This is a genomic window from Photorhabdus sp. P32 (assembly GCF_038085095.1).
In the GTDB taxonomy this organism is placed as follows: domain Bacteria; phylum Pseudomonadota; class Gammaproteobacteria; order Enterobacterales; family Enterobacteriaceae; genus Photorhabdus; species Photorhabdus luminescens.
Genome location: NZ_JAZGJN010000181.1, coordinates 1 through 12,482 on the forward strand (window position 1 = coordinate 1; position 12,482 = coordinate 12,482).

A 12,482-nucleotide genomic window follows, 5' to 3' on the forward strand; every position below is an offset into this window, starting at 1 on the left:
ATAGTCAGCTATCTCAACGGCGATATCGACCGCCCGATTGTGACGGGGTGTACCTATAACGGCCTCAACCGCCCGCCGATTAATTTGCCGCTGGAGAAAACCCGTACCACCTTTAAAACCCGGACTCACCGGGGACAGGGATTTAATGAACTGCGCTTTGAGGATGCCAAAGGAAGCGAGGAAGTGTTTATTCATGCTCAACGGAATATGAAAACGCAGATCCTCTGGGATAAAACCGCGCAGATAGGTAATGACCAGAAAACAGATGTGGCGCATAACCGCACGGCGATAATTAAAAACGATGATGATGAAGCCGTGCAGGGCTTCCAGACGCTTGAAGTGGGTCAAAATCAGACGGTGACTATTAAAGGTCAGCAAGCCGTTTCCATTGGTAAAAGTCATCAACTGAACGTCGCCGATAACCAGCAAATTACCGTGGGTAAACATATCACAGTGCACTCTGAAAGCGGGCAAATCATCATTGGGAACGCCGGCGGGCAGATAGTCATTGACCCGATGGGCAATATCCGTATCGAAGGCGTCAGCATCACGATGACCGACCATATCACCGGCAAGAAATCCGCCGGTGCGCTGTTTGATTACTCCGCCCGCTATACCCTGCTCAGCGAGCAAAGCGATAAGCCGTTGGTGGATGTCCCCTACACCATTACCACTGGCGATGGTCAGGTCATCCCGGGTAAAACTGACGCGCTGGGCAGAACGATGACGGTACAGAGTGCGGCAGAAGAAAATCTGCAACTGAGTTCACCGGAAACCCCACCTAAACCGAAGCAAACCTTATATCAGGCCAGTGATAACACCCCGGTAGAGCATGTTATGGAATTTACGGAGGAATAAGTATGGCAATATCCAACAACGGCAAGATGTGCCCGGCTGTCACATCAATCACTTGTACGATGGAAATAGGGGTCTTTCCTGCTGATGAAGATCCCTGTTATCTGGCGAGAAAAGCCGAATATGCTCTGCGCCTGCCGGCAATGATTATCACTAAGCTGGGCGCTATTCGCTTTCTTAATCAAGTCATTATGAGTGGGTTGATTAAGGTTGAGGAACTTAAACATGACTTCCTGTGGCCTTATAAAGCGGAAGTGGTGTTTGCTATCCGAGGGAAGAAGGATGTTCCTCTGCCTATGCTGGCGACCAGTCAAATATCGAAGCAGCGTTATGGTGATAATTTACCGCAATCCAGTAACCCATTTGCCCGGCCTTCTGCCGACGACGCAGAGAAATTTGGGGTTGTTGGTATCCGTCGGCCCGATATTATTCTGGTTAAAGATGAGGCTCTTCGCTGGCCGGGCAGAAATGCTACCTATTTCGATGGTTCTATGCACCCCGATAATCTAAAGATGTTAATTGAGGTGAAATTTCCGGGAGATAACCTAAATCAGGGACAACTAACTGATTATATCCAGATTGCGACCGAAAAACGCTTTGGTGTGATGCGTATCATTGATAACCGTACTGAGGAGCAAAAACAGTATGATGAAGCGTGGCGAAAACATTACCAACCCGGCTCCCAACACTATAAAAATCCGATACCGTTAGCCCCGTTGCCACCCGGTTCACCCTCTGACGATAATGCCTTATCTCCTCCTTCGCCTCCCTCAGAGGGTGTGCCGGGGACTATTCCGCAGCCGCTGACAAAAAATCCACCACTGCTCAGTACTTCCCGCTGGTCGTTTTTACCCAGCTATGAAGACTGGGTTATCCTCGGGCAGGAGGTGGCTGGTTTGGCCGAAAATGGGTTGAATTATGTCCGCGATAGTACCCGCGAACTCCTTGCTCAGTTTGGTGCCTGGTTCAATCAAGCCGGCAAGTGGGTTTGTGAAGAGATTATTGATCCGGTCACTCATCAAGTCAGCTACGCGTTTTCCTGGGTCAGTGAACAAACGGGGAAAATCGTGACCTGGACAGAGAATGAGATAAAAGCCCGATGGCAGACTGTACAAGAGGGCTCAGATATCACCCTGGAGGAGCTAAAAAACATTAGCTGGATGCAAATATTAAAAGAGGTGGGTGAAGGCATGCTGGAAGTGGTGGTGATTATTGCCGGCGTTGCCGTTGTTATCCTGGTCACCGTTGCCGTCGCTGCCGCGCTGATTGCACTGGTGGAAATTTTAGCTGCCGCTGCCGCAGTTAGCGCCGCCGCGTTAACCGCCGTCCTGGCAATATTGGCGAGTGTGACATTCGCCACCGCTTCATAAATTAACGGAGAGAATATGGATACTTCAGATTACTTTTCCCAGTTGAAATCACAACTGACCGCGTTTACCTTCCTCAATGGCGATGGACTGACGGTTTCTCGTCTGGGTCTCTCGATTACTCTGTTTTTTAAACAAGGCTATACCCAGGAGAAAAAGCAACGCATTCTGGCCTGCTACCGCCGCTTTCGCGAAGAGTTTGGTACCCACCTGCGTTTTCACCGTCATGAGCTGGAAGGGCTAAAAAAATATTCACCAGAAAATATTGCTAAAGTGGAAGAAGGCATTCTTAATCAGAAAAAAAACCAGTTTTCTGGTTGGGTGGTCAGTGATGCCAAAAATGAAGATGAGGCACCTCGTTATCTGATGCGTTATCTGGATTCGAGAGAAATAGATGGTGACGATGATAGCTCTTACCTAAGTCTCACACTGCCTTGGGATTATTTGAAAGAACAGGATGGTATGACCCGCTTTATGGCCTGGCTGGACTTTCTGTGTGACCAACTCGAACCGGACAGTGGGGACTGTGGCTACAGTCTGGTCTTACCCAACGACTTCTATGGCTACTTTCCCTTAGAGTATCAACTGGCGCAACGTTACCCTTCCTTACAAGTGAACTCCGCAGTGTTCACAGCTAAATTACAGTATGAACATTCTATTCGTGGTATTAACTGGATCACCTTACTGTCCAAACGATTTGTAAACCGACTGGGTGGGGAATTCTGGATACGTCATGTGCTGGCCCGCCACCTCTACCCGGATGTGGTGATTACGCCTTACTCTAATGGTCTGATGATCCGGGCCGGTCAATACCCGGACTTAACACCGCTACCGGGCAGTGTCCCGGAGAGTTATTTTGCCATTAACCAACTGATACGCCCAATACGGGTGATACCTCGTGAAGGCCATTCCTTGCATTTTTATGGCGCTGGTCATTTTGATGATATTTCCACCCTGGCCTGGTATGCCCGTTATGACCGGGGACCGTTACAGGTGACCCCTTTGAAAGGTAACCATCCGGCACTGGTCAGCGGGATCTGGCAAACCGATAGCCTGCCGGGTCAGCAGTACTTCTTTGCTCAGGGGGCGACGGCTTTTGATGTTGAAGGCGCAGAGACGGGCACAACCGTATGGCATCTGATACGGGAAGCGGCAAACATGTGGGAATAACAGATTATCCACTGCCTCATAATTTACGGAGAAAATGATGGAAACTGTAGATTACTTTGCCCAGTTGAAATCACAACTGACCGCGTTTACCTTCCTCAATGGCGATGGACTGACTGTTTCTCGTCTGGGTCTCTCGATTACTCTGTTTTTTAAGCAAGGCTACACCCAAGAGAAAAAACAATGCATTCTGGCCTGCTACCGGCGTTTTCGCGAAGAGTTTGGCGTTCATTTACGCTTTCATACTCATGAGCTGAAAGGGTTAAAAAAATATTCGCCGGAAAATATTGCCAAAGTGGAAGACGGTATTCTGAATCAGAAAAAAAACCAGCTTTCTAGCTGGGATGTTAGTGATGCAAAAAATCTCTATGAAGCTCCCCGCTATCTGATGCATTACATGGACTCCCGGGAAATAAGTGGTGACAACAGTAGCTCCTACCTGAGTCTGGTGCTGCCCTGGGATTATCTGAAAGCACAAGACGGCATGACCCGATTTATGGCCTGGCTGGATTTTCTGTGTGAACAACTCGAACCGGACAGTGGGGACTGCGGTTATTGTCTGGTGCTGCCCAGAGATTACCATGACTACTTTCCCTTAGAATACCAGCTAGCGCAACGTTACCCTGCATTGCAGGTTAATTCTGCGGTTCATACAGCCAAATTACAGTATGGACATTCCATCCGTGGCATTAACTGGATCACCTTACTGTCCAAACGATTTGTAAACCGACTGGGTGGGGAATTCTGGATACGTCATGTGCTGGCCCGCCACCTCTACCCGGATGTGGTGATTACGCCTTACTCCAATGGTCTGATGATCCGGGCCGGTCAATACCCGGACTTAACGCCACTGCCGGGCAGTGTCCCGGAGAGTTATTTTGCTATTAACCAACTGATACGTCCGATACGGGTGATACCTCGTGAAGGCCATTCCTTGCACTTCTATGGTTAATTCAACTTCCACCCTGGCTTGGTATGCCCGTTATGACCGGGGACCGTTACAGGTGACTCCTTTGAGAAGTAACCATCCGGCACTGGTCAGCGGGATCTGGCGAACCGATAGCCTGCCGGGTCAGCAGTACTTCTTTGCTCAAGGGGCGATGGCTTTTGATGTTGAAGGCGCAGAGACGGGTACAACCATCTGGCATTTAATACGAGAAATGGAAAATATAACGGAGTAAATCATGCGAAGTGTAGTGGAAGGAAAGAAAATTATCCTTAAAGGTGATACCACAACAACCGGAGGCGATGTTTTAAATGGTTCTGGTTTGGTAAACCAGCAACTATCGGTTGCTTGTAAAGGTGACTCGGTGTTTTGTCCCGCCTGTAAACAAACCGGCGCTATTGCGGAAGGTTCTAACTTGTTCAATATACAAGGAATATCTGTTGCGCTGGAGGGACACCTTGTTAATTGTGGTTGCCCGACCGGAGCTTGTCGATTAAAGGTACGGTCATAAATATCAAATTCCAAAGCCCTTAATTAAAATACCCACAAAACCAGAGCAGGTTTTAAACTGTGATGAAAAGTTATTTTTTTAACTTATGATTTTGCAGACTGTCTCAATGCACAAACAGGTAAAGTCACGTATGTCAGTGGAGTAAAAAAGAATTCTGATTTCTTTATCACCCTGTTAAAGGAAATGAATTTCCAATATCGCCGTGCAGAAAGTATCACGTTGATTTTTGATAACGATGGTATTTATAAAAACCGGAAAGTGAGGGTATGGTTAAAGCAAAACGTTAACTAAATTACTTATTTGATAGTAATAATGTATTAATTATTTTGGTCCAGCTCAAATATTTGGATTGATTCGTGGAGGTTTCTTTTTTTATTGCTACTTTTAAAATCGTCACTGTATTTTTAGTACCTTAATAAATGACGCTAATTATCATTCCATGCGAGGTAGCCGGGTTATCAATTCCCGATGATGAGGCGCAAGAGATACCATTGAGCATGGATATAGAGATCTATGTCGATACGATGAAGGTGACTATTTCTTCCAGTCCAGATTGCCATCTACAGATTTTACCACCTCGTTTAATGGATCTTTGGTTGGAAATGATTGGAGAACTTGGAATTGAACAGCCGTTTTTCTCTGGTTATTAATAGCATACCCCACCGTTTTCCGCCTTTTATGGTTGCATAAGTAGAGCACCGCTGTTCTTGGGATCTTGATCGTTGATGAGTGGTTGAAAAGTTGAAATGCTATTTCTGACGGGCTGTTAACTGATGGAGTAACACTAAGCACAAACGTTGCCTTCTCTGTAACGAGGCTCTTAGCTAGAGGGGGATACTGTTTAAGTATTTATGGAGATTGGCGCATTATGTATAAAGATTGCCCACAGATTAGTGATGAAGAATTGTTGTCCATACAGCAAAGAGATTTATGGTTCATTGACAATTATACCCCTGGCGATTCCAAATATAATATTTCCATGGCATTCCGTATTCACGGATCGTTTCAAATCGATGCTTTTCGCTATGCGGTCAACCGGCTCGTTTCCAGGAATGCCGCCTTGAGAAGCACTTTCGTTAATGTGAATGGCGAACCAAGGTTGGTCATTAACGAACACTTGCTGCCAACATTGGAAGTTTTCGATGCAACGACCTTGAGCCGGGAAGCGCTTGAAGATGCAGTTCAGAACTTTCATTCCATCCCTTTTCAATTAGAAAAAGCGTCGTGTTTGCGTTTCGGTATCTACGTCGTTAGTGCGGAAGAATACGTTTTACATATGTGTGTTCACCATATTGTGTCGGATTTTACTTCACTGGGGCTGATGTTGGATCAACTTGAACGCTATTATCTGGCTGAACTTGGCGAAGACGACGATTCCTGGTTACCGCCCGCTGAGGATTTCAAGGATTATGTAGTCAAAGAACGAGAATATTACCAAAGTGAAAGGGCGGAGAAATCGAAAGCTTATTGGAGTGAATGTTTAAAGCAGCCGCCAGCAGTGTTGCAATGGGATAGTGTTTGGCGCAAAGGCCCTAATGACAAGTCATCCATTCTGTTTAGTATTGGTGAAGAGACAACCAAAAAAATCAAACGGCTTGCTTCAGAAATACGTGGATCGATCTTTACGGTCATGTTAGCTGCATGGAGTGCTTACATTGCCAGAGAGACCAAGGCTGCCGATATCGTTATGGGGGTGACGGTGTCGATGCGTCACTCGGTTCATCAGCACATTATTGGCTGTTTATTTAATACGTTGCCCATACGTTTATCCGTCGCGCAGACATTTCACCATTTCCTATTGGCAGCGAAGGAGCGATTGTTATCGGCCCTTGATAATCGAAATTTTTGCCTCAGCCAAATGGCTGAACACCTGACTGTAGAACAATATGCTGATCGTAACCCATTATTTCAGGCGGCGATAAATATGTTAGGGCAGGTGGGGCAATCGCGTTGGGCGGCGCTGGAGATGGCTGACGATTCTGTTCAGGCATCATGGGCGGGACAGACTATTTCCCCATTCAGGGTTTGTCAGCAGGAAGGCTTGTTTGATATTGAACTGTTGTTTGTGGATGCCGGTTCCCACTTAAGATGTGAGTTTAAAGCGAATAAACATTTTTTCTCACATTTAGGTCTTCAGATATTTGCAAAGCGCTTCAAACAAGCGGTTGAAATGCTGATGGCAGATCCTAATGAAGAGATTAATACTTTGTTGGCGCCAAAATCAGAAGTTGCGGATAACCAACCCAAGTGCGATGTCAGAAAATGTTGAATGCAAGAGAAGAGCATTGAAGGAGAATAAGGGAACAAGATATTTGATAATATGATTGCCATCATTGGCGTAACTTGTCGATTACCTGTGGTGAATAAGATGTGTTATGGGAGAATCTTGTTGCTGGCCGATTCCTATTCTCGACCAGGTTATTTTTACCAGAGCGAATATCGTAAACGGATCTCGCTTCCAACTTATCCATTTGAAAGAACGGCAATCTGAGCTGTAAAACCGGTAGAGATCGTCTTCATTTTGAGGAAAGTGAGGTTGATATGAGTAATATTGAAATTATTCAGAGAGAAATAATCTCTATTTTTGCAGAGACATTTTGTTTACCGAAACAAGAAATAAAACTGGAAATGCCATTAGTTGAATTGGGGACGGAATTGCCTCTATTATTCAAAGCATTGGAGTCCATCGACAAACGATTTGGTATAAAACTTTCAGTACGGCAATTTTTCGCAGAATTACAAACGGTTCGTCAACTCAGTGAATATATCTTGATGGAGGATAAAAACAGTATTGCGGCAGATAAAAATAATATTACGACAGATAAAAACAATATTACGGTAGATAAAAACAATATTACGGTAGATAAAAACAATATTACGGCAGATAGCCATGCAGTAATACAGCCCCAACCTGTCTTGGCTGATCAAGAAAAAAGGCTTGATCAACCCGATACGTCAAATATTTCACCGGCTAAGAAAGAGCGCTTTTTTCAATGGATGTTGAGAAGTGCGCTACCGGTTGAATCTGAGGAGAGAAAAAAATATCTGGCTTCATTCATAGCTAAATATAACGAGCGAACGATTAAATCAAAAACGCATTCGGTAGCGGTACGTAAAAATATTGCCGATAGCCGTTCTGGGATTGGCTTTAAACCTTCCATAAAGGAGCTACTTTACCCGATTGTTTGCACCAAGTTTGCCGGGCCTATCGTCCAGGATATTGATGGTAATGATTACATTGATATGACAATGGGGTTTGGTGTGCATCTGTTTGGTCATAGTCCACCCTTTGTAGTTAAAGCGCTTACTCAGCAAATAGACAACGGTTTTGGTTTGGGAACCGGGCATGAGATAGGCTTAGAAGTGGCTGAACTTATCAAGGAGATTACTGGCATGGATCGCGTTGCTTTTGTCAATAGTGGAACGGAAGCAGTGATGAATGCGGTTCGGGCCGCGCGGGCGCTTACTCGTCGTAATCATATTGTCCTTTTTTCTAGCAGTTACCACGGGCATTGGGACGCCGTACTGGCGAGAGCCAGCGAATATGATGAAGCTAATACGACAAAGCCTGTTTCAGTGGGCATACCTGAAAATATGGTTGTGGATGTTTCGGTGTTTGAGTTTGGTTCCAATGAAGCCATTGAGTTTCTCAAAACGAATAGCACTGATATCGCCGCGGTGTTGGTCGAGCCGGTACCCACTCGTGACCCAGGACTGAGCAATCCAGATTACTTGCGACATCTGCGTCAAGTGACCAGAGAATTAGATATTCTGCTGATATTTGACGAAATTGTGACAGGTTTCAGAACCCATCCTGCCGGTATCCAAGGGTTATTCGGCATTGAAGCGGATATTGTGACTTATGGCAAAACGATAGGCGGTGGAATGCCATTGGGCGTCATTACCGGTAGGAAAAATATGCTTGATTCGATTGACGGTGGAGACTGGAATTTCAACGATGATAGCTTCCCCGCAGCGGAGCCGACATTCTTTGGTGGGACCTATTTTCAACATCCGCTTTGCATGGCCGCTGCGAAAGCCGCTTTGCTGGAGATCAAGAAGAGAGGGCAATCTTTTACCAATGCATTGACTCGGCGTACTGAATGGTTTGTTTCACGTTTGAATCAACTGTTCTTAAGTCGTCGGGTTCCCATCGAAGTAAGATCGTTTTCCTCATTTTTTAGATTAATCCATCGCGACAACATGGATTTGCTTTACTACAACCTGTTGATGAGAGGGGTTTATATCTGGGAATGGCGTTGCTGGTTTATCTCTGATGCACATGATGACACGCATCTGGAAAAAGTTTATTTGGCATTTGTAGATAGCTTGGATGAACTTGAGGAAAACAACCTGCTTCCTCGATATAGCTAGATCAAACTGGCCTATTGTGAGCGATAACTTATTGAATTACCAAGCATCCTATCCTCTGGCTGTGCTGAATTCGGTGCTCTGAAACGACGGCTCATAGTCTGTTGGGTAAAGAAAATTAAGGAGAGCGTTATGTCGTTGGCAAATAAAAGCGTTTTCATTGGTGGGCCGATCCAATCCGCAATTTACGATGGCGGTTTTCATGAAGAATTGAGAATGACCATCCAATTGGCGGTTAAGACGGTGGAAACACTGAATGGCAAGGTATTTTCGGCACATTTGACCGAGAAATTCGGCATTGATACACCCCATTATACGCCGGAGATGGTATCGAAACGGGATTTCCAATGGATGCAGCAGTGTGATTTTTTCATGCCCATTCTTCCTGTTCTTCAGGGTGATGAATTACTGCGTACTGACGGTACACATATTGAACTTGGTTGGGCTTCCGCCCTGAAACGGCCCGTCTTGTTGATCACTCAACTACCGATTGTGCGTGGTGGTAGTCATTTATTAAAGGGATTGGAACACATTTGCAATTTGTCGAAATTGGATATTCACGATTTCCGTCGAAATCCGGGGCAAATTAGCGATATTTTCAGGAATTTTGCAGTTGAGTAACTATTGAGCGTCTTTTTAGGATATACCGCCTCTCTATTGAATTGAAAGGCGGGTTAGATAGCAAGTTTGCTTGAATGGGTAATTTGTGGGGTTACGATGGAAAATCAAGTGGTTGAACCAATCTATGATGTTTTAGGTATGAAGATAAAAAACCCAATTATTGTTGGGTCGGGTCTGCTTTCTGATCAAGCTAAAAATATTCGCCAGTTCATCGCTCACGGCGCAGGGGCGGTTGTGACAAAAACGATTTACCCGCGCTCAGAAAAATTGCATATAGAAAAGACCTATTTGTTCAATACAGGGATGTTGAACAATACGACGTATTCGAAGAAAAGCGTTGATTATTGGTTAACACTTCTGCGCGAATTTAAGGAAGAACAACTTCCGGTGATAGTTTCTATCCATGCTGAATCGCCTGAGGCGTTAGCTTCATTGGCTGTTCGTATCTCGGAGGTGACCGATGCCCCTTTGGAGTTGGGCATTTCATGCTTGCATGCGGACGACTTCACGGAAGACACACCTGAACGTGTATTCAACTACACCAAAGCGGTGAAGGAGCGAACGGATACCCCTTTTTCAGTCAAACTTTCGCTTGGCGATAATTTGTATGGGCGTGTTCAAGCTGCGGTAGAAGGGGGAGCTGATGCGATAACGTTGAGCGATACCATTTCGGGAATTGCATTCGATACAGCGAATGGCGAAGCGCTGCTTAATGGGGTTTGCGGATACTCTGGACCGGGGATCAAACCAATGGTGCTTGCTGCTATTTATAACCTGCGTAAGCGAGGGGTGACGATTCCAATACTTGGATCGGGAGGCGTACAGGATGGTAATGATGTTCATGAATACATGCTAGCAGGCGCAAATACAGTGCAAGTTTATACCGCCTTGCATCGGCATATGTATAAAACATTGCAGCGCATTGTTCATGAATATACTCAAATCAAAACGTCAGAAAAAGTATGAAGAAAATGGATGACATCATGAATAATAATGAAATTAGAGAATTTGCGGAACTGACCAGTGAGCAGGTTTTATCCGCGGTTGAGGGTAAAACGTTGATATGGCCGATTGGCGGAATTGAGCAGCATGGGCCTCATCTGCCATTGAATGTGGATTCAGTGATCCCGGAAGCTTTCGCGCGGGCGTTGGCGGAGGATATTAATGGTTTCACCTTGCCGGTACAGCCGGTGTCTGCCAGGTCATTGCCGCAGAGTGGGGGTGGGCTTGAATTTCCTGGCACGATTTACCTGGATGGATCAACATTTACCGCTTATATCAACCGAACAATTAAGAGCTTGTGTTCATTACCCTTTAAACAACTGGTGATCATTAATGGTCATTTTGAAAATGAAGGTTTTATTTTCGAAGCAGTAGACGCATTACGGGCGGAGGGACATTTTAACGATCGTTCCGTTATCGTATTTAGCTGGTGGAGTTTAGTCTCTGAGGATTGGACGCGTGAGCATTTAGTTGATTTTCCCGGTTGGCACGCTGAGCATGCAGGGTTAACAGAAACGAGTTTAATGTTGCATTTGCGTCCCGATTTAGTGAGAGCGGAGCGACCTGATCATGATAAACCTCCACGCGCTGGGATTTATCAAGTGCCGATTAAAAAAGAATTTTCAACGAGAGGCGTTCTTTCTAAAACATCCGGTTCAAGTGCGGAAATAGGCGAACTCATTTTCGAGCATGTCAGACAGCAAATATTGGAACTGGTTACTGCGGATTAATCAGTCGTCATATCGCTGTGTTTTTTGGGTTTTGTTTTGGCTACTGGGGCTTTCATCTTATTAGAGAACTTTTTCCAGTAACAGAGACATAGATAATTGTATGAGTAACCTTAGCCGCCAGTGAGTTGGTTAGGCGGTTAGGGTTTATAAATAGTTGTAAGTGACTTATTACATGGTTTTTAATCTATTAAATCGTTAAATCGTTAAATCGTTAAATCGTTAAATCGTTAAATCGTTAAATCGTTAAATCGTTAATTGTCTGTCAGTGTGGTTTTAAAATCGGGAAAAAAGTGGCAAGCGCATTATGAAAAAACAGGTGAAAACTTTAATCATAAAAGGTAACAAGAAGTGGTTAAGGTTCTTTTTCAGCAGATAAAAAATTCGATGCTATATTGGCATTGGAAGAGAAAACATTAAGAAAAGAGTATTTTAAGTTTATTTTACATGGCGGTAATAAGTTTACATAAAATCAGATATAATCGTTAAATAAAACTGACTAATTTTTAGGTTAACTAGATTAATGGCATTGAAAATGATTAAAGAAATATGCTTTGATTTTGATGCTATTAACATACTGTTTACTCTCTCTGTTTTTTAATGATAGAAAAAGGAACATAGAATTATTAAAGTAAAAATGAAAAAAACAAGTATCAGTTTAATAAAAATAGGATTGTTAAATACGAAGTGGAAAATAGAATTATTTACCTGTTACAGGCTTTGTTTATCATCTTTTTAACATGGTTCAGCTTATCTTTTTACTTGCATTTTCACGTCTGGACAATTGCAAGCTGCTTTTTATCGGTGATTAGTTAGCTAAGGATTGAAAAAATAGGTGCTTCATTAGTGCTAGATTTAAAAAATAGAGAGTGGCTAAAAACGACTGACTATCTGTTATACCTAATAGATTTCGA

General features: G+C 44.2%; 10 protein-coding genes and 1 pseudogene. All 11 read left to right on the plus strand.

Features of this window, described 5'->3' with window-relative positions:
* The coding region (locus V2H77_RS02130; RefSeq protein ID WP_445935449.1) for a bacteriophage T4 gp5 trimerisation domain-containing protein at positions 1-858 on the plus strand (858 nt) is incomplete at its 5' end.
* 2 nt (positions 859-860) lie between these two features.
* Positions 861-2,225 carry a VRR-NUC domain-containing protein gene (locus V2H77_RS02135; RefSeq protein ID WP_341497477.1) on the plus strand — a complete coding sequence of 455 codons (1,365 nt, stop codon included), beginning with the start codon at positions 861-863 and terminating at the stop codon, positions 2,223-2,225.
* Between the two features lie 15 nt (positions 2,226-2,240).
* Entirely contained in the window at positions 2,241-3,392 is a 1,152-nt protein-coding gene (locus V2H77_RS02140; protein ID WP_341497478.1) for a DUF3396 domain-containing protein, read from the plus strand.
* A 37-nt stretch (positions 3,393-3,429) separates the two neighbouring features.
* A pseudogene (locus V2H77_RS02145) lies at positions 3,430-4,570 on the plus strand (DUF3396 domain-containing protein).
* 3 nt (positions 4,571-4,573) lie between these two features.
* Positions 4,574-4,846, plus strand: a complete 273-nt coding sequence (locus V2H77_RS02150; protein WP_341497479.1) for a PAAR domain-containing protein — start codon at positions 4,574-4,576, stop codon at positions 4,844-4,846.
* Positions 4,847-5,265: 419 nt separating this feature from the next.
* On the plus strand, positions 5,266-5,496 hold the full coding sequence (locus V2H77_RS02155; RefSeq protein WP_341497480.1) for a hypothetical protein: 231 nt from the start codon (positions 5,266-5,268) through the stop codon (positions 5,494-5,496).
* 218 nt (positions 5,497-5,714) lie between these two features.
* Positions 5,715-7,115 carry a condensation domain-containing protein gene (locus V2H77_RS02160; protein ID WP_341497481.1) on the plus strand — a complete coding sequence of 467 codons (1,401 nt, stop codon included), beginning with the start codon at positions 5,715-5,717 and terminating at the stop codon, positions 7,113-7,115.
* A 272-nt stretch (positions 7,116-7,387) separates the two neighbouring features.
* Positions 7,388-9,220, plus strand: a complete 1,833-nt coding sequence (locus V2H77_RS02165) for an aminotransferase class III-fold pyridoxal phosphate-dependent enzyme (protein ID WP_341497482.1) — start codon at positions 7,388-7,390, stop codon at positions 9,218-9,220.
* 129 nt (positions 9,221-9,349) lie between these two features.
* Positions 9,350-9,838, plus strand: a complete 489-nt coding sequence (locus V2H77_RS02170; protein WP_088375001.1) for a hypothetical protein — start codon at positions 9,350-9,352, stop codon at positions 9,836-9,838.
* 96 nt (positions 9,839-9,934) lie between these two features.
* Positions 9,935-10,804, plus strand: a complete 870-nt coding sequence (locus tag V2H77_RS02175) for a dihydroorotate dehydrogenase (RefSeq protein ID WP_341497483.1) — start codon at positions 9,935-9,937, stop codon at positions 10,802-10,804.
* 17 nt (positions 10,805-10,821) lie between these two features.
* Positions 10,822-11,571, plus strand: coding sequence for a creatininase family protein (locus V2H77_RS02180; protein WP_341497484.1), 750 nt, complete (start codon positions 10,822-10,824; stop codon positions 11,569-11,571).
* Positions 11,572-12,482 lie beyond the last annotated feature (911 nt).